This window comes from Thiohalobacter thiocyanaticus (genome assembly GCF_003932505.1).
Classification (GTDB): Bacteria; Pseudomonadota; Gammaproteobacteria; order Thiohalobacterales; family Thiohalobacteraceae; genus Thiohalobacter; species Thiohalobacter thiocyanaticus.
In genome coordinates this window covers 165,584-182,523 of sequence record NZ_QZMU01000002.1, presented here as the reverse complement: position 1 = coordinate 182,523, position 16,940 = coordinate 165,584, and the positions used below count along the sequence as shown (strand labels likewise).

Below are 16,940 nucleotides of genomic sequence, written 5' to 3'. Positions count from 1 at the left end.
GCCTCCATCCCGCCTCAGGCGAACAGCCTGATCAGGATCGTTTCGTAGAGTTCTGACAGCCGCTCCAGATCGTCGCAGCGCACGCATTCGTTGACCTTATGGATGGTCGCATTGACCGGCCCCAGTTCCAAGACCTGGGCCCCGGTCGGGGCGATGAAGCGGCCGTCCGAAGTCCCGCCGCTGGTGGACAGCTGCGGTTCGAAGCCGCAGCGTTCGCGTACCGCCGCGCGCGCCGCCTCGACCAGCTCGCCGGCCGGGGTGAGGAAGGGCGCGCCGGAGTGGGTCCAGTCCAGCTCGTATTCAAGCCCGTGCCGGTCCAGCAGTTCCCGGACCCGCCGCGTCAGGCCGTCGGCGTCGGATTCGGTGGAATAGCGGAAGTTGAACAGCACCGTCAGCTCGCCGGGGATGACATTGGTCGCCCCGGTGCCGGCATGGATGTTGGATATCTGAAAGGTGGTGGGCGGAAAGTGGTCATTGCCCGCGTCCCATTCGGTGGTGCACAGCTCGGTCAGTGCCGGCGCGGCCTGGTGCACCGGGTTGCGGGCCAGGTGCGGATAGGCGACATGGCCCTGGATGCCCTTGACCCGCAGCTCGCCCGACAGTGAACCGCGGCGGCCGTTCTTCATTACGTCACCCACCTGCTCGCTGCTGGAGGGTTCGCCCACGAGGCACCAGTCGATCCGTGTTCCCTGCGCCTGCAGCCAATCGACCACCCTGACCGTGCCGTCGATCGAGGGGCCTTCCTCGTCGCTGGTGATGAGAAAGGCGATGGAGCCGGCCGGTTCGGGATGTGCGGCCAGGAAACGGTCCACTGCCGTGAGCATGGCGGCCAGACTGCCCTTCATGTCGGCCGCGCCGCGGCCGTAGAGCCAGCCGTCGCGCTCCGTGGGTTCGAAGGGCGGACTGTTCCAGGCCGCGAGCGGGCCGGTCGGCACCACGTCGGTGTGGCCGGCGAACACGAACAACGGTCCGGTGTCACCGCGCCGGGCCCACAGATTGCTGACCTCGCCGAAGGGCAGGGGGGTGATGTCGAAACCGCGCGCGGCCAGGTAGTCCGCCATCAGGGCCTGACAGCCGGCGTCCTCCGGTGTGACCGAGGTGCGACTGATCAGGTCGCGGGCCAGGTCCAGGGTGGTCGCGCTCATGAGCCCAGCAATGTCTGGTAGCGTTCGGGGCTGAAGCCCACCTCGATGCGGTGGCCGAGCTCCAGCACCGGGCGCTTGATCAGGGTCGGGTTGTCCAGCACCAGGGCTTTCACCGCGGCCGGGCTGAGATCGGCGCGCTGGGCCTCGGTCAGCTGGCGCCAGCTGGTGCTGCGGCGGTTGAGCAGGGCTTCGGGCTCGAGTTGACGCAGCCAGTCATCGACCCGGGCCGGGCTCAGGCCATCGGCGCGGAAATCGTGGAAACGGTACTCGATCCCGTGCTCGTCCAGGTACCGGCGCGCCTTACGCACCGTGTCGCAGGATTTGATTCCATATAATGTTGTTTTCATGAATGCCGGCTAAGTTTATGAGAAATATGTCCATTGTCTCTCAAATCCGCCGGAGGGAAAAGTCTCCGGGATGACCAGGGATGACCAGGGTAAATTCCCTGTAAAGGTTTTCGAGAATAAGTCGACAAATTGACGGAAGAGGGCCGGTCAGCGGAAGCAGACTGCAGGCGGCCCGGCACCGGCAGCATAAAACGCGGCGGGGCGGTCCTGACCGACCCCGTTCCAAGAATAACGGACAGGGACCAGTGTCCGGCCAGCTCACAGCTTCGGGTCCGAAATAATGCCAGATTCCAGCCAGATGCCTGACACGGTCGCAGCGGATTTTTCCCAGCTCGATACCTTACTACAGGCCTCTCCCGCTGTCCTCTACAGCGGCAGCCACGATCCCCGCTCGCGTGCCCTGTGTGTGGACTGGGTCAGCACCAATCTCTGGGCCCTGATGGGGTTCCGGCCGGAGGAGGCCTGCGATCCCGCCTGGTGGACCGAACATATCCATCCCGATGACCTGGAACGGGTACAGGTCAGCTTCGCCCGCCTGGGCAAGCGCAGGGAGATCTACACCGAATACCGCTTCCGTTTCCGCAACACCGGCTACCGCTGGATCCGGGATCACCGCCGGTTGTGTGATCCGCAGGTCGACGGGGACTGCCAGGTCAAGGGTGCCTGGCTGGACGTGACCGAACGGCGCGAGATCCAGACCCGGCTGCATGAACGCGAACAGTTGCTGCGCCGTCTGGTCGAGACCGACATGGAAGGCGTGCTGGTGGTGGATGCCGAGGGCCGCATCATCGAGATCAATCCGGCCGGTCTGGGCCTGCTGAGCTGCCGCGATGCCAACGAGGTGATCGGCAACAGTCTCATGCATTATGTCGCCCCGCATCACCAGAAGCGTTTCGTATTGCTGGCGCGCCGGGCCATCAGCGGCGAGCCGGTCAATTACGAGTTCGACATCCGCGATACCCGGGGTGAACGCCTGCGGGTGGAGACGCGCTGCTCCCCGCTGTTCGATGCCCACGGTCAGATCCGCTCGGTGCTGATCGTCGCCCGCGACAGCAACCGCCGCTCCGATGCCGCCTACCAGGCCCAGTACCTGGCCCATTACGACATGCTCACCGGCCTGCCCAACCGGGCCCTGTTCCGCGACCGGCTGCTGCAGTCCATGGCCCAGGCGCGCCGTTCCGAGACCCTGATCGCAGTGATGTTCCTGGACATGGACAACTTCAAGGACGTCAACGACACCCTCGGTCACGCCGTGGGGGATCGCCTGCTCAAGGAGGTTTCCGCCCGCATCGTGGCCTGCACCCGCGAGACCGACACCGTGGCCCGCTTCGGCGGCGACGAGTTCGGCGTGATCCAGACCAGCATGCATTCGGTGGAGGATGCCGCCGAACTGGCCGAGCGGATCGTGGATACCGTCAGCCAGCCGATCATCATCGACAACCACGAGATTCATTCGGCCATCAGCATCGGCTTGACCCTGTATCCCTTCGACGATCACCACAACGCCGACGAGTTACTGAAGAATGCCGACCTGGCCATGTACAAGGCCAAGCGCGAGGGCCGCAACCGGTTCCAGTTCTATGTCGCCGAACTCAACCGCATCGTCCAGCGCCGGGCGACCATCGAGCGCGACCTGCGCCTGGCGCTGCAGCGCAACGAATTCACCCTGCATTTCCAGCCCCAGCTGTCGATCGATTCCGGCCAGGTGATCGGGGTCGAGGCGCTGCTGCGCTGGAACCAGCGCGAGCGCGGCGCCATCTCACCGGCCGAGTTCATCCCGGTGGCTGAGAGCACCGGTCTGATCATGGAGATCGGCCAGTGGGTACTGTTCGAGGCCTGCCGCCAGGTCACCGAGTGGCAGGCGGCCGGGCTGCCACCGGTGCGGGTGGCGGTGAACATCTCGCCGGTGCAGTTCCGTCATCGCCACCTGCTGGATTCGATCATGCACGCGCTGCACTCCAGCGGCGTGGATCCGCAGCTGCTGGAGATCGAGCTGACCGAAAGCCTGATCATGCGTGATGCCGACACCACCATCTCCACCCTGCGCCGGCTGCGCGAGCTGGGGGTGGAGGTGTCGGTGGACGATTTCGGCACCGGCTATTCCTCGCTGAGCTACCTCACCCGCTTCCCGATCAACAAGATCAAGCTGGACCAGTCCTTCGTGCGCGACATCCACAAGCCCGACGGCGCGGCCATCGCCCGCACCGTCATCACCCTGGGCCAGACCCTGGACATGCGGGTCATGGCCGAGGGCGTGGAAACCTACGAGCAGCTGGCCTTCCTGCGTGAACACGGCTGTCACGAGGCGCAGGGCTTTCTGTTCAGCCGCCCCATGCCCGGCGGGGCCATCCAGCGCCTGCTCACCGACTCGCGCGAGGACCTGCGCCTGCGCATGCTCGAACCGGCTTTCTGAGTCTTCCCTTCCCCCCTCTCCTTTCTGTTCCTGATCCCGTGGACAACGTGGGCCGCAATGCAGGCCCGGATGGCACTGCTACACTGAATCTGAAGTGTTCCGATTCAGGAGGTGTGCCATGTCCGTAGCAGGAAGGTTTACCGGCCGGGTTTCCGCAGCCCTGTGGATGGCTGCGGCCCTGCTCGTCGCCGCCGGCTGGCTGGCGCCGGTGGCCCCGGCGCAGGCCGAGGCGAAGGTGGTCTATCACGCCGATTATTCCGACCCCCGCCGCTTCAGCGCCATGCTGACCAGCATCAACAACATGATCACCACCTACAAGAGCGACCTGCGCGACTACGATGTCCGGATCGTCTTCGTCGCCCACGGTATCCGTTTCCTGACCGACGACGCACTGGCCGACACGCCCTTCGCGGCGGATGCCGCGCTGCGTGAGCGCCGCGACAACCTGAAGGGCCGACTGCGCAGTCTGGCCGACGTGCATGGCGTGAAGCTGGAACTGTGCAATATCACCCGCTCCGAGATCGGCCTTGCGGAGGACGATCTCTATGCCGGCGTGGAAATGGTCCAGTCGGGCGTGGTGCGGATCGCCGAACTGCAGCAGGAGGGCTTCGCCTATATCAAGATCGAGTGAGGTCCCCGGGATTGAATGTGCCCGGCCGGTGGTTGGGACGGATCGACCGGCATGCGTGCATGTAACAGCCGCGTCCTCGCTGTCCTCATGCCCGGGGCAGGGATCTGTCTGGGACTGCTCATGGTATTGGCTGCCTGTCAGCGCAACCTGATCTACTATCCGGTGCGGGAGGATCTGTCCCACCTGCTGCGGCAGGCGCAGAGCCAGGGCGCCGAGCCCTGGTACGACCGGCGTGGGGCGCTGATCGGGTGGACCCTGCGCGGCGAAGGCCGGCCCACCGCAGAGGGCAGGGGGCGCCATCTCGTCGTATTCCACGGCAATGCCGGCCATGCCCTGGACCGTACCTACTATGCCGAGGCCCTGTTCTCCCTCGCCGGATCCCCGTGGCAGACGGTTTCCCTGTTCGAATATCCGGGCTATGGCGCGCGGGACGGGCAGCCGGGCGAGAAGCAGATCCTCGCGGCGGCCGATGCCGCTGTCGGGGAACTCGTCGCGAACGGCGAGGAGCGGATCTTTCTGCTCGGCGAGTCGCTCGGTGGCGGCGTTGCCGCTGCCCTGGCGGGCAGGTATCCGAAGCGTATTGCGGGCCTGATCCTGATCACCCCCTTCACCCGGCTGGCCGACGTCGGCCGCGTGCATTTCCCCTACCTGCCGGTGCGTTGGCTGCTGCGCGAGCGCTACGACACGGTGGCGGCGCTGCGTGGTTACCACGGCCCGGTCGCCGTCCTGCTTGCGGGCCGGGACGAGATCGTCCCGGCCCGGCTCGGGCGAGAACTGTACCAGGCCTATGAGGGCCCGAAGCGGCGCTGGGTTCAGGCCCGGGCCACCCACAACGGGCTGGATCTGTCTCCGGGTGCCGGCTTCTGGAACCAGGCCACGGATTTTCTGCTCGGGCACGCGCAGCCCTGATCTGAGGCTCGGCCTGACCCGCCGACGGCGGCAGGAACCTGGAACCCTCTGTGCGGTCACAATATGCTGTAAAACCTGTTCCTGAACCTGAAACGGCGGGGAGAAGAACCGATGTCCCGATTCCTGTTGAGTCTGCTGCTGATGTTTGCGCTCAGCCCGGCGGGGGCACAGGAAGCCTCGGTCGAAATCGAGCAATGGCGGGTCGAGTGGCCCGATACCCGGCCGCGGGACCCGGCGGTGGCCGCCGACGGCCGCGTCTGGTTCGTCGGCCAGACCGGCGACTATGCGGCGGTGTTCGACCCGGAGACTGAAGCCTTCAAGCGTTACGATCTCCCACAGGGTGCCGGCCCGCATACCGTCTATATCACCCGTGACCGGCAGATCTGGTACACGGGTAACCGGGACGCCCACCTGGGCCGGATCGATCCCGGCAGCGGCGCCATCGAGCGCATCGACATGCCGGAGGGCGAGCTCAAGGACCCGCATACCCTGTACGAGGATTCCCGGGGCCGGCTCTGGTTCACCGCCCAGTGGGCCAACCAGATCGGCCGCTATGATCGCGCCAGCGGTGATGTTGGTCATGTGGATGTGCCCACGCCCAGGGCCCGGCCCTACGGCATCGCCATCGATGACCGGGATACCGTCTGGGTCGTACTGCTCGGAACCCACAAGCTGGCGCGGATCACCCCGGACATGGAACTGACCGAGATCGAGCTGCCACGCGAGGACGCCCGGCCGCGCCGCATCGCCATCACCGACCGCGGCATCTGGTACGTGGACTACGCCGAGGGTTACCTGGGCCTGTACGACCCGGAGACCGGTGAGTTCGAGGAGTGGCGCCACAGCCCGGCACGGGAGGCCGGTCCCTACGCCATGGCCGCCGATGCCGCAGGGCGCATCTGGTTCGTCGAGACCCATCCCGATCCCAACCGCCTGGTCGGCTTCGACCCCGAAACCGGGGAATTCTTCAGCAGCACCGACATTCCCGGCGGCGCGGGCAGTGTGCGGCACATGGTCTACGATAAACAGCGCAATGCCCTCTGGTTCGGCACCGACACCAACAATCTGGGCCGCGCCGACCTGCCGGAGTGAGCATGGCCCGATGCGATCCGGCAGGTCAGGGAGTCTCTGATTAATTCCCTTTTCGTCATCCCGGTACCGGCCTGCGCCGGCATAGGCTCCGGCCGGGATCCAGTGGGATCAGACACATGGATGCCGGCCTCCGCCGGCATGACGGATTGATCAGAGCTTCCTTAGAAGTCGGAACCTTCGAACTCCAGATAGGCCTGATGCGCGTTGCGCCCGGCCAGCGCTTCGAAGTCCGCCAGCTCCCGCCAGTCGGATTGATCCAGGCCGTCGATGGCCTCATCCAGGCCGATCCATTCCTGCGCCGCTGCCGCCATGTGATCGCGCAGGGTGGTGAGATAGGCGTAGGTGGGCTGTTCGAAGGCCGCCAGCGGACCGGGCTCCCCATGCCCCGGCACGAACAGGGTAGCCTGCGGATAGTCACGCAGCATGTCATAGCTGGTAATCCAGCCCTCCAGCCGGCTGACCGGCAGCAGCGCCAGCAACCGGCCGCGGTACAGCACGTCACCGGCAAACACCACCCCGTCGGGCCTCACTTCCACGATGCTGCTGCCCGCCGTGTGCGCGTGACCGACCGGCCTGACCGTGACTTGTACCTGATCACCGAGATCGATCGTCCGGGATTCCGATAGGAGTTCATCCGGCACCCGGGGAATCGGGATGTCCGCCGGATCGCGCTCCAGCACCCGGGCAACGGTCGCGGCGAACTGCTGCCCGCTGTCCCGCATGCGGGCGACGGCCGCCTCGGCCGCCAGGATGCGCGCCCCCTGGCGGCGGAACACCGGGTTGCCCATGATGCGGTGGGGCTGCGAATTGGTATTGATGACGTAACGCACAGGCCGGTCGGTGATCCGCCGGATGTGTTGCAGCATCGCCTCTGCCATCGCCGGGCCATAGCCACTGTCGATCACGGCCACGGCCTGTTCCCCGACCACGAAGCCCAGGTTCATCCGGAAGCCCTGGTTGTCGCGCGTCGGCGGGCCGTAGGGGCCGACCCAGGCATAGCTGTGGGGGCCGACGCGTTCCGGCGGCGGCAGGATGTCGCCGGCATGTGCCGCGCCGTAAGACAGCAGCAGTGCCAGCAGCAACAGGCCGGTGAGGGTCGGCGAAGCTTGTCTGTACATGAGATTCTCCAGGTAGCCGGTTATGCTGATCTTGTCAGCCCACCAGCAGTCGGTAGGCCATCCCCAGCAGGGTGATGCTGAACAGGGTGCGCAGCATGGGCCAGCGCAGCCGGAACAGGGCGATGACCGCGAGCATGCTCAGCGCCAGCGCCGCCGGGTCGAGCGTCGCCCACTCGGGCAGGGCCAGATGCAGATAGCCGAGCTGTTTGTCCTGCACATTGGCGAACAGGGTATGCAGCCCGAACCACAGGGCCAGATTCAGGATCACACCCACCACGGCGGCAGTGATGCCGGACAGAGCGGTGGACAGCGCCTGGTTGCCGCGCAGTGCCTCGACATAGGGCGCGCCGAGAAAGATCCACAGAAAGCAGGGGACAAAGGTCACCCAGGTGACCAGAAACGATGCCAGTATCCCGGCGGTCATCGGATCCAGTGCCCCGGCATGGCGGTAGGCGCCCATGAAACCGACGAACTGCACCACCTGGATCAGCGGTCCGGGCGTGGTCTCGGCCATGCCCAGGCCGTCGAGCATCTCACCGGGCTTTAGCCAGCCGTAGACATCCACTGCCTGCTGGGCGATGTAGGCGAGCACCGCGTAGGCGCCGCCGAAGGTGACCACCGCCGCCTTGCTGAAGAAGACGCCTTCCTGCACATAGACGCTGTCGGGGCCGAGCAAGCCGGCGAGGATGATCAACGGCACGAACCACAGGCTCAGAAAGATCACACTGACCTTGACGGCGCGGCCCAGCGAGGGCCGGGTGTGGGCCGCGGGCTCGGGCTCGTCGACCTCCGGGCCCCGGATGACATGGAACAGATCGGGACGCAGGCGGCCCCCCAGATAACCCACCAGGGCGGCGCTCACGATGATGGCCGGGAAGGGCACGTTGAAGAAGAAGATGGCCACGAAGGCGAGCCCGGCCAGGGCGTACATCGCCCGGTTCCTGAGCGCGCGTCCGGCAACCCGGAACAGCGCCTGCAGCACGATGGCGAGCACCGCGGGTTTCAGCCCGAAGAACAGCGCCTCCACCCAGCCCACACCGCTGAAGCCGGAATAAAGGACGCTCAGCGCCAGGATGGCGATAAAGCCGGGCAGTACGAACAGGATGCCCGCCATCAATCCGCCCAGGGTGCGGTGCAGCAGCCAGCCGATGTAGGTGGCCAGCTGCTGGGCCTCGGGGCCGGGCAGCAGCATGCAGTAGTTCAGGGCATGCAGGAAGCGGTTTTCGCTGATCCATTGCTTTTCGTCCACCAGGATGCGATGCATAACAGATATCTGAGCCGCAGGACCGCCGAAGCTGTACAGCGCCACCCGCAGCCAGGTACGGAAGGCCTCACGGAGTGCGATGTCTTGAGATGAATGCTGTCCTGACGGGCTGTCCATGGATGCGGGCGTCGTTCTTCTCTGCACAGGGCCGAAGTCGAACAATAGTGCACTTGAGTAAGATCGGCTGCAACAACCATGAGAAATCACTCAGCGCTTGGAAGCGTTGGCTACACCGTCATTCCCGCGGAGGCGGGAATCCAGTGACCGCAGCGGTGTCTGGATACCGGCCGGAGCCTGCGCCGGCGCAGGCCGGTACAGGGATGACGGAATATGTGGTGATTTTCGTGTAGCCTCATGTCCTGACTCCTGGGTATACAGGTTCCGATACGGGCTTACTTCCGCTGCCATCCCGTTGAATGCTATTCTCGCTAACAGGAAACCTGTCTGCCGACAACCCTGGCCTGGGGAGTATACGCATGCTGCCTGATTCCGTCCGTCCTATCCGTCTTCTGCTGCTGATCCTGAGTGGCTGGCTGCTGGCCGCCGCCCACCTGAACGCTGCCACCGACAGCGACTGGCGCCTGGAACAGGTCGCTGAAGGCCTGGGCGTACCCTGGGGCATGGTCTTTCAGGATGCCGACACCCTGCTCTTTACCGAGCGCGCGGGCCGGGTCGGCCGACTCGACTTGGACAGCGGCGAGGTACGCTATGTCGACGGCGTGCCCGAGGTCTATGCCGAGGGGCAGGGCGGACTGCTGGACATTGCGCTGCCGCCGGACCATGCCGAGACCGGGTGGATCTATTTCACCTACGCCAAGCCGGTCGAGGACCAGGGCGCGACCACCCTGGCGCGGGCGCGCCTGGACGGCGAGCGCCTGGAGGACTGGCAGGAGCTGATCGTTACCCAGTCGCGCAGCGACACCACCCGCCACTTCGGCAGCCGCATCGCCTTCGATGGCAAGGGCCATCTGTTCTTCGGCATCGGCGACCGCGGCGTACGGCCCAACGGTCAGGACCGCACCACCCACGCCGGCAGCGTGCTGCGCCTCAAACTCGACGGCGCTGTGCCAGAGGACAATCCCTTCATCGGCCGCGAGGACGTCCTGCCGGAGATCTGGAGTTACGGCCACCGCAATCCGCAGGGCCTGGTCTATGACACCGAACATGAACGCCTGTGGATGATCGAGCACGGCCCGCGCGGCGGCGACGAGATCAACCTGATCAAACGCGGCGGCAACTACGGCTGGCCGGTGGTCTCCCACGGCAAGGAATACTGGGGCCCGGTCGATGTCGGCGAGGCGACATCGAAGCCCGGCATGGAGGATCCGGTCAAGGTCTACATCCCCTCCATCGCCCCCGGCAGTCTGCTGCTGTATTCCGGCCGCGCCTTCCCGGACTGGCAGGGTGACCTGTTCTCCGGTGCCCTGAAGCTGCGCCACCTCAATCGGGTAATGCTGGACGCCGATGGCAATGCCGTCGCTGAGGCGCGGCTGCTGGAGGACCTTGACGAGCGCATCCGCAGCCTGGCCGAAAGTCGCGAGGGCTGGATCTATCTCGCCACCGACAGCGGCCGGATCTACCGACTCCGGCCCTGATCCCAGCAACTCCAATGCTCTCCCGGCGCAGGTCTTCAGAAACGCCGCCCCGCGGCCGCTATAACCGTTGATCGCTCAGAGGCCGACTGATTCACAAGGAGGGTACCGCCGTGGATGGCACCGAACACACGCCACTGTTCCGGGCGCTCGACGATGACGATCTGAAGAAGATCGATTCCTATATCGGCACCATCGAACTGGATGCCGGGGATGTCCTGTTTGCCGAAGGCGACCAGAGTGACTTCGCCGCCTTCGTCACGGACGGTCAGCTCGAGGCGGTCAAGAAGGATTTCAACAATAACGAGAAGATCGTTTCGCGTTTCAGTGCGGGTACTGCCATCGGCGAAATGGCGCTGCTCGACGGCCTGCCGCGTTCCGCCACCATCCGGGCAAAATCGGCCGCATCGGTCACGGTGCTGGACCGCCAGGGCCTGGATGCCATCATCGCGGCCGAACCGCATGTCGGCGTGAAGATCCTGCGCCACCTGGCCAGGACCGTCAGCTACAACCTGCGCCGGACCTCCAATCAGCTCTCCGACCTGTAGATCAGGTTTCTCTCTTTATCCAATCATTGCATGAACTGGAGGTAGGTTGGGTCCGGTGCATTGCACCGTAACCCAACATGCCATGGGTGTCGGGTTACGCTACGCTGACCCGACCTGCGGGGCTGTTTCAGTCCCGCTCGCGGGGCTCCGGTCGTTCTGCCAACGAAGCCAGCTTCAGATGCAGCGCAGCCTTGGCCATCAGGTGGGCGCTGACCGGCGCGGTGATGAACAGGAACAGGGTGATCAGGATCTCGTGGAAACTGGCAGCCTCACCCCGACTGAAATACACCGCCGAGGCGATCAGCACGCAGCCCACGCCCAGGGTGGTGGCCTTGGTCGGGCCGTGCAGGCGGCTGTAGAAATCCCGCAGCCGTGCCAGGCCCAGCGAGCCGATAAAGGTGAAGGCGCCGCCGGCGATGATCAGGAATGCAAGCAGGTATTCCAGCATAAGATTCACTCGATGATGTCGCCGCGCAGCAGGTACTTGCACAACGCGACCGTTCCCACGAAGCCCATCAGGGCGATCAGCAGCGCCGCCTCGAAATAGAGGTTGCTGTCGATCTGGATCCCGAACAGCACCAGCAGGGCGATGGTGTTCACGTACAGGGTGTCCAGGGCCAGGATCCGGTCCGGCGCGTCCGGGCCGCGCAGCAGGCGCCAGAAGCTCAGCGCCACGGCCAGCCCGACCAGGGTGAAGGCGATGGTGAGCGCGGTATCGATCATTCCTCGAAGACCTCCTTCAGCGGTGCCTCATAGCGCGATTTGATGGTCGCCACCAGGGCCTCGGTATCGGTGACGTGCAGGGCGTGGACCAGCAGCCGGTCGCGCTCCGGTGACAGCTCGGCCGAGACCGTCCCGGGTGTGAGCGAGATGGTGTTCGCCAGCAGGCTGATGGCCAGGTCCGAGCGCACCGCCAGGGGTATTTCCACGAAGGCCGGCTGCAGGCGGCGGGGACGGCTGACGATCAGCTTCGCAACGGCCAGGTTGGCGATGAGGATATCGAACAACACCACGACGATGAAACGCAGCAGGGTCAGCGGCCGATGGATGCGGGTCGGCTCCGGCCAGAAACGCAGGGTGAAGACCGGAATGGCCCAGCCCAGCACCAGCCCCAGCACCGCGTGACCGGCGCTGAACTCGTTGGCCAGCAGCATCCAGACCAGGGCCAGGATCGGGGTGAGCAGGGGATGCGGCAGCAGGCGCTGGATCACGGTTTCATCTCCCGATCCAGGACGGCGTCGATGTAGCGCTGAGGCTGATACAGCTGCTCGGCCGTGTTCAGGGTGAACTCGTGTACCGGCCCGGCCCAGACCGCCAGCCCCAGGCACAGCAGCAGCAGGGCGGTGGTCGGCGCCAGTTCCGGCAACAGACGTTCACCGGCGGGTGCGGCGACCACGCGGGCGCGGTAGAACAGTATGCTGCCGCTGCGGGCCAGGGCGATCACCGCCAGCAGGCTGGTCACCAGCACCACCGCCATCACCCAGGCCAGATCCGGATGCGGCAGGGCCGCGCGCAGAATGAGGAACTTGGCCAGAAAGCCCGACAGCGGCGGCAGGCCGGCGATCAGCACGGCGGTGATGAAGAACAGGGTGCCCAGCAGACGCGGATGGCTCATCGCCCCGTCCGGCTGGAAGCGGTCGGTGAGCTCGCCACGGCGGTAGGCGATGCCGTCGGTCAGCAGGAACAGGGCGCCGGCGGCGAAGGTGGTGTGCGGCAGATAATAGAGTCCGGCGGCCAGGCCCCCGGCCGTGCCCAGTCCGGCGGCGGTGAGCAGGGTGCCGACCGAGGCGATGACCAGATAGGCGGTCTGGCGGCGCAGGCCGGTGCTGGCCACGACGCCGGCCATGCCGAGGGCGAGCGTGATCAGGGCCAGCGGCAGCAGCCAGTCGCCCAGCAGGTGGGCGCTGTCACCGGCCAGCCCTCCGAAGATCAGGGTATCCAGGCGCAGGATGCTGTAGACCCCGACCTTGGTCATGACGGCGAACAGGGCCGCGACCGGCGCGCTGGTGCCGGCATAGGCGGCGGGCAGCCACAGATACAGGGGCACCAGTGCGGCCTTGAGCGCGAACACCCCGAACAGCAGCAGCCCGGCGGCCTGCACCAGGCCCAGCTCGGCGGGGCCGACCTGCGCCATGCGCCGGGCCAGATCGGCCATGTTGAGCGTGCCGAGCACGCCGTAGAGGGTACCGACGGCGAACAGGAACAGGGTGGAGCCGGCCAGGTTGATGACCACGAAGTGCAGCCCGGCGCGGGTGCGTGCCGCGCCGCCGCCATGCAGCAGCAGACCGTAGGAGGCCAGCAGCAGGATCTCGAAGAAGACGAACAGGTTGAACAGGTCGCCGGTGAGGAAGGCCCCGTTCAGGCCGAACAGCTGCAGCTGGAACAGTACATGGAAATGCCGGCCCTCCAGGTCGGTGCCCCGAGCCGCGTAGAGCAGGGCGAACAGGGCCAGCAGGGCGGTGATCAGCAGCATGCCCGCAGCCAGCCGGTCGGCCACCAGTACGATGCCGTAGGGCGCGGGCCAGTCGCCCAGGGCATAGGTGAAGATGCCGCCGTCAGCGACACGCGTGAACAGCAGCAGCGCCAGCCCGACCTGGGCCAGTACCGCGAGAATACTCAGCACCCGACGCCAGCCGATGGGCAACGGCCGCAGCAGCAGCAGACCGATGCCGGCCAGCAGCGGCAGCAGTACCGGGGCGATCACCAGATGGTTCAGCATGAGGGTCCGTCCCCGTCGACCCGGTCATCGCCCAGCTCGGCGCGGGCCTTGAGCGCGAGCATGATGACGAAGGCGGTCATGGCGAAGCTGATGACGATGGCGGTCAGCACCAGTGCCTGCGGCAGCGGGTCGGCATAGCCCGTGGCGGCGTCATCGATGACGGCCGGCTGGCCGATGGTGAGTCGGCCCATGGCGAACAGGAACAGGTTCACGGCATAGGACAGCAGGGTGATGCCCAGCACCACCGGAAAGCTGCGCCGGCGCAGGCTGAGATACACCCCGCAGGCGGTCAGTACCCCGATGATGACAGCGACCAGTGCCTCCATCAGCGATAGTCTCCCGCGGCCGAGCGCGGCGTGTGGCTGGCGCTGTGCATCAGTCCCAGGTGGATGAGGATGAGCAGGGTCGCGCCCACCACCACCATGTATACCCCGAGGTCGAAGGCGATGGCCGAGGCGATTTCGAAGTCCCCGACCACCGGCCAGTGCAGGTGGGTGAAGGCCGAGGTAAGGAAGGGGTAGCCGTAGACCAGGCTCACCAGGCCGGTGGCAGTGGCCACCAGCAGGCCCAGCCCGACCAGCGGGTGCATGTTGGCCGGCAGCCGTGACTGGGTCCATTCCACGCCGTTGGCCAGGTACTGCATGATGATGGCCACGGCGGTGATCAGTCCGGCGATGAAGCCGCCGCCGGGCATGTTGTGGCCGCGCAGGAAGATGAAGGCCGAGACCAGCAGCGCGCAGCGGCAGCAATCGGGTCAGCGAGGCCATCACCGCCGGGTGCATGTCCCAGTTCCAGGGCCGGCCGCGGCTGTCATAGGCCGGGCCGGGCAGGAACAGGTGCTCCAGCATGGCATAGATGCCGAGCGCGGCGATGCCCAGCACCGTGATCTCGCCCAGGGTGTCGAAGCCGCGGAAGTCCACCAGGATCACGTTGACCACGTTGTGGCCGCCACCGCCCGGCACGCTGTTGGCTAGGAAGTAATCCGAGATGCTCTCCAGCGGCCGGGTCAGCACCGCCCAGGCCAGTAGCCCGGTACCGGTGCCGGCCGCCACGGCCAGGACGGCATCGCGGCTGCGCCGCAGGCCGGAGGAGTCCGCCGGCGCCTCCTGGGGCAGGAAGTAGAGTGCCAGCAGCAGCAGCACGATGGTGACAACCTCCACTGACAGCTGGGTCAGCGCCAGATCGGGACCGGAGAACTTGATGAAGATAAGCGAGACCACCAGACCCACAACCCCGATCAGCACCAGGGCCACCAGGCGTTGGCGATGCAGAATGACCGTGGCCAGCGCAGCCGCGATCAGGCCGGCGGCGGCGAGCAGGCTGATGCCGTCCACCGGCAGGGTCGCGCGGCTGCCGGTCAGCGGCCCGCCGCCGCCGAGATAGCCGGCCAGTCCCAGTAGGGCGGCAAAGGTCACGAACAGGGCCAGCATGCGCGGCAGCGAGCCGCTGTTCAGGGTCCGGGTCAGCCATCCCGCGCCCGCGAACAGGCCGGCCATCAGGGCGTCGAATACGGATTTCGCCTGGCAGTAGGGCTCGCAGCGATCATGCAGTCGGAACAGCGGATAGCGCGCCGCATAGACCAGCCCGCCGCCGACCAGTGCGACCACACTCATCAGCAGCGCCGGACTCAGGCCGTGCCAGATAGCCAGATCGAAGGTCGGGGGCGCAGTCTGCAGCACGCCGCCGGCGGCCAGTTCCAGGATGGGCTCCACGGTCAGGGAGGGTAGGATGCCGACCAGCAGGCACAGGGCGACCAGCATCTCCACCGGTACCTTCATCCAGCGCGGCGGCTCGTGCGGCACCTTCGGCAGGTCGATGGGCTCGCCGTTGAAGAAAACGTCGTGGATGAAGCGGAATGAATAGGCCACGGCGAACACGCCGGCCAGGGTGACCAGCGCCGGCAGCAGCCAGCCGAGCTGCAGGTGGGTGCTGGCGCTGAACGCCTCGGCGAAGAACATCTCCTTGGACAGGAAGCCGTTGAGCAGCGGCACCCCGGCCATGGAGGCGGCCGCGACCATGGCCAGCAGGGCGGTGTGCGGCATGTATTTCCACAGGCCGTTGAGGCGGCGCATGTCGCGGCTGCCGGTCTCGTGGTCGATGATGCCGGCGGCCATGAACAGCGAGGCCTTGAAGATGGCATGATTGATGATGTGGAAGACGCCGGCAACGGCCGCCAGCGGCGTGCCGATACCGAACAGCAGGGTGATCAGGCCCAGGTGGCTGATGGTGGAGTAGGCCAGCAGGCCCTTCAGATCATGCTTGAACAGGGCGAATACGGCGCCGATCAACAGGGTGGCCAGCCCGGCGCCGCCGACCAGCCAGGCCCATTCCGGCGTGCCCGACAGGGCCGGGAACAGGCGTGCCAGCAGGAACACTCCGGCCTTGACCATGGTGGCCGAATGCAGATAGGCCGACACCGGCGTGGGCGCGGCCATGGCATTGGGCAGCCAGAAATGGAAGGGGAACTGGGCCGATTTGGTGAAGGCGCCGAGCAGCACCAGCACCAGCATGGGCAGATACAGCGGATGGGCACGGATGGTGTCGCCGGAAGCCAGGATCACCGACAGCTCGTAGCTGCCCGCGATCTCACCCAGCAGGATGAAACCGCCGAGCATGGCCAGGCCACCCCCGCCGGTGATGGCCAGTGCCATGCGCGCGCCCTGGCGCGCCTCCGGCCGCTCCTGCCAGTAGCTGATCAGCAGGAAGGAGGTCAGGCTGGTCAGCTCCCAGAACACCAGCAGCTGGATGATGTTCTCTGACAGCGCGACGCCCAGCATCGCGCCCATGAACATCAGCAGATAGCTGTAGAAGCGCCCCATGCAGTCGCGCGGCGACAGATAGTAACGGGCGTAGAGGACGATCAGCAGACCGATGCCCAGGATCAGCAGGGCGAACAGCAGTCCCAGCCCGTCCAGCCGGAAGCTGAGATCGAGCCCCGCGGTGGGAATCCAGGCCGTGCGGCTGGTCAGCGTCTCGCCGGCGAACACCGCCTGCATCGGTTCCAGCAGCTGACCCAGCGCGAACAGGACCGTGACCCCCGCAACCCAGGCCGCGTGCAGCCGTCCGAAGCGCGAGGCCCAGCCGGCCAGGATCGCGCCGACGAATACGGTCAGGATAAGGGTGAAGAGGTTGTCGGCCATTGATCAGGTTCCGGGGAACCTC

Annotated in this window: 15 protein-coding genes and 1 pseudogene; 6 read left to right on the top strand and 10 right to left on the bottom strand. The window is 66.2% G+C overall.

Translation table 11 applies throughout. The features are described 5' to 3' along the window. Positions 1-14: 14 nt before the first annotated feature. On the bottom strand, positions 15-1,145 hold the full coding sequence (gene dapE / locus D6C00_RS15065; protein ID WP_125182638.1) for a succinyl-diaminopimelate desuccinylase: 1,131 nt from the start codon (positions 1,143-1,145) through the stop codon (positions 15-17). Further along, the gene (locus D6C00_RS15060) at positions 1,142-1,492 is read right to left on the bottom strand and encodes an ArsC family reductase (protein WP_125182637.1); all 351 of its coding nucleotides are present in this window, start codon (positions 1,490-1,492) and stop codon (positions 1,142-1,144) included. The genes dapE and D6C00_RS15060 overlap by 4 nt, the downstream gene beginning before the upstream one ends. A 298-nt stretch (positions 1,493-1,790) precedes the next feature. Between D6C00_RS15060 and D6C00_RS15055 the strand changes: the two genes are divergently transcribed. The 4 genes from D6C00_RS15055 to D6C00_RS15040 all read left to right on the top strand — a co-directional run bounded on the left by D6C00_RS15055 (position 1,791) and on the right by D6C00_RS15040 (position 6,537). Further along, the gene (locus D6C00_RS15055) at positions 1,791-3,905 is read left to right on the top strand and encodes a putative bifunctional diguanylate cyclase/phosphodiesterase (protein WP_158675458.1); all 2,115 of its coding nucleotides are present in this window, start codon (positions 1,791-1,793) and stop codon (positions 3,903-3,905) included. A gap of 118 nt (positions 3,906-4,023) precedes the next feature. Beyond that, a complete protein-coding gene (locus D6C00_RS15050; protein WP_125182635.1) occupies positions 4,024-4,536 on the top strand; it encodes a DsrE family protein in 513 nt (170 codons plus the stop codon). 120 nt (positions 4,537-4,656) lie between these two features. Next, positions 4,657-5,445: an alpha/beta hydrolase gene (locus D6C00_RS15045; RefSeq protein ID WP_158675457.1), complete on the top strand. Its 789-nt coding sequence runs from the start codon at positions 4,657-4,659 to the stop codon at positions 5,443-5,445. Positions 5,446-5,556: 111 nt separating this feature from the next. Beyond that, positions 5,557-6,537, top strand: a complete 981-nt coding sequence (locus D6C00_RS15040; protein WP_125182633.1) for a Vgb family protein — start codon at positions 5,557-5,559, stop codon at positions 6,535-6,537. Positions 6,538-6,698: 161 nt separating this feature from the next. Here the strand turns inward: D6C00_RS15040 and D6C00_RS15035 are convergent, their stop codons facing one another. Further along, a complete protein-coding gene (locus D6C00_RS15035) occupies positions 6,699-7,655 on the bottom strand; it encodes an MBL fold metallo-hydrolase (RefSeq protein ID WP_125182632.1) in 957 nt (318 codons plus the stop codon). A 34-nt stretch (positions 7,656-7,689) separates the two neighbouring features. Beyond that, positions 7,690-9,036 (bottom strand): chromate efflux transporter, encoded by a 1,347-nt coding sequence (gene chrA, locus D6C00_RS15030; RefSeq protein WP_125182631.1) that lies wholly within the window; start codon positions 9,034-9,036, stop codon positions 7,690-7,692. A gap of 359 nt (positions 9,037-9,395) precedes the next feature. Between chrA and D6C00_RS15025 the strand changes: the two genes are divergently transcribed. After that, positions 9,396-10,514 carry a PQQ-dependent sugar dehydrogenase gene (locus tag D6C00_RS15025; protein WP_125182630.1) on the top strand — a complete coding sequence of 373 codons (1,119 nt, stop codon included), beginning with the start codon at positions 9,396-9,398 and terminating at the stop codon, positions 10,512-10,514. Between the two features lie 110 nt (positions 10,515-10,624). Next, entirely contained in the window at positions 10,625-11,059 is a 435-nt protein-coding gene (locus D6C00_RS15020) for a Crp/Fnr family transcriptional regulator (RefSeq protein ID WP_158675456.1), read from the top strand. Positions 11,060-11,186: 127 nt separating this feature from the next. Here the strand turns inward: D6C00_RS15020 and D6C00_RS15015 are convergent, their stop codons facing one another. The 6 genes and pseudogenes from D6C00_RS15015 to D6C00_RS14990 form a co-directional block, all read right to left on the bottom strand. Beyond that, the gene (locus tag D6C00_RS15015) at positions 11,187-11,507 is read right to left on the bottom strand and encodes a Na+/H+ antiporter subunit G (RefSeq protein WP_125182628.1); all 321 of its coding nucleotides are present in this window, start codon (positions 11,505-11,507) and stop codon (positions 11,187-11,189) included. A gap of 5 nt (positions 11,508-11,512) precedes the next feature. Then, positions 11,513-11,782 carry a K+/H+ antiporter subunit F gene (locus tag D6C00_RS15010; protein WP_125182627.1) on the bottom strand — a complete coding sequence of 90 codons (270 nt, stop codon included), beginning with the start codon at positions 11,780-11,782 and terminating at the stop codon, positions 11,513-11,515. Further along, positions 11,779-12,267, bottom strand: a complete 489-nt coding sequence (locus tag D6C00_RS15005) for a Na+/H+ antiporter subunit E (RefSeq protein WP_399361420.1) — start codon at positions 12,265-12,267, stop codon at positions 11,779-11,781. Before D6C00_RS15005 ends, D6C00_RS15010 begins: the two co-directional genes overlap by 4 nt. Continuing rightward, on the bottom strand, positions 12,267-13,778 hold the full coding sequence (locus D6C00_RS15000; protein ID WP_125182625.1) for a monovalent cation/H+ antiporter subunit D: 1,512 nt from the start codon (positions 13,776-13,778) through the stop codon (positions 12,267-12,269). The genes D6C00_RS15005 and D6C00_RS15000 overlap by 1 nt, the downstream gene beginning before the upstream one ends. After that, positions 13,772-14,104, bottom strand: coding sequence for a Na+/H+ antiporter subunit C (locus D6C00_RS14995; protein ID WP_125182624.1), 333 nt, complete (start codon positions 14,102-14,104; stop codon positions 13,772-13,774). Before D6C00_RS14995 ends, D6C00_RS15000 begins: the two co-directional genes overlap by 7 nt. Then, a pseudogene (locus D6C00_RS14990) lies at positions 14,104-16,918 on the bottom strand (monovalent cation/H+ antiporter subunit A). The gene D6C00_RS14995 and the pseudogene D6C00_RS14990 overlap by 1 nt, the downstream one beginning before the upstream one ends. Positions 16,919-16,940 lie beyond the last annotated feature (22 nt).

Bases quoted from the DNA above. Each gene is read 5' to 3' on its own strand.
- dapE (WP_125182638.1), bottom strand. From the start codon at position 1,145: ATGAGCGCGACCACCCTGGACCTGGCCCGCGACCTGATCAGTCGCACC.
- D6C00_RS15060 (WP_125182637.1), bottom strand. From the start codon at position 1,492: ATGAAAACAACATTATATGGAATCAAATCCTGCGACACGGTGCGTAAG.
- D6C00_RS15055 (WP_158675458.1), top strand. From the start codon at position 1,791: ATGCCTGACACGGTCGCAGCGGATTTTTCCCAGCTCGATACCTTACTA.
- D6C00_RS15050 (WP_125182635.1), top strand. From the start codon at position 4,024: ATGTCCGTAGCAGGAAGGTTTACCGGCCGGGTTTCCGCAGCCCTGTGG.
- D6C00_RS15045 (WP_158675457.1), top strand. From the start codon at position 4,657: ATGGTATTGGCTGCCTGTCAGCGCAACCTGATCTACTATCCGGTGCGG.
- D6C00_RS15040 (WP_125182633.1), top strand. From the start codon at position 5,557: ATGTCCCGATTCCTGTTGAGTCTGCTGCTGATGTTTGCGCTCAGCCCG.
- D6C00_RS15035 (WP_125182632.1), bottom strand. From the start codon at position 7,655: ATGTACAGACAAGCTTCGCCGACCCTCACCGGCCTGTTGCTGCTGGCA.
- chrA (WP_125182631.1), bottom strand. From the start codon at position 9,036: ATGGACAGCCCGTCAGGACAGCATTCATCTCAAGACATCGCACTCCGT.
- D6C00_RS15025 (WP_125182630.1), top strand. From the start codon at position 9,396: ATGCTGCCTGATTCCGTCCGTCCTATCCGTCTTCTGCTGCTGATCCTG.
- D6C00_RS15015 (WP_125182628.1), bottom strand. From the start codon at position 11,507: ATGCTGGAATACCTGCTTGCATTCCTGATCATCGCCGGCGGCGCCTTC.
- D6C00_RS15010 (WP_125182627.1), bottom strand. From the start codon at position 11,782: ATGATCGATACCGCGCTCACCATCGCCTTCACCCTGGTCGGGCTGGCC.
- D6C00_RS15000 (WP_125182625.1), bottom strand. From the start codon at position 13,778: ATGCTGAACCATCTGGTGATCGCCCCGGTACTGCTGCCGCTGCTGGCC.
- D6C00_RS14995 (WP_125182624.1), bottom strand. From the start codon at position 14,104: ATGGAGGCACTGGTCGCTGTCATCATCGGGGTACTGACCGCCTGCGGG.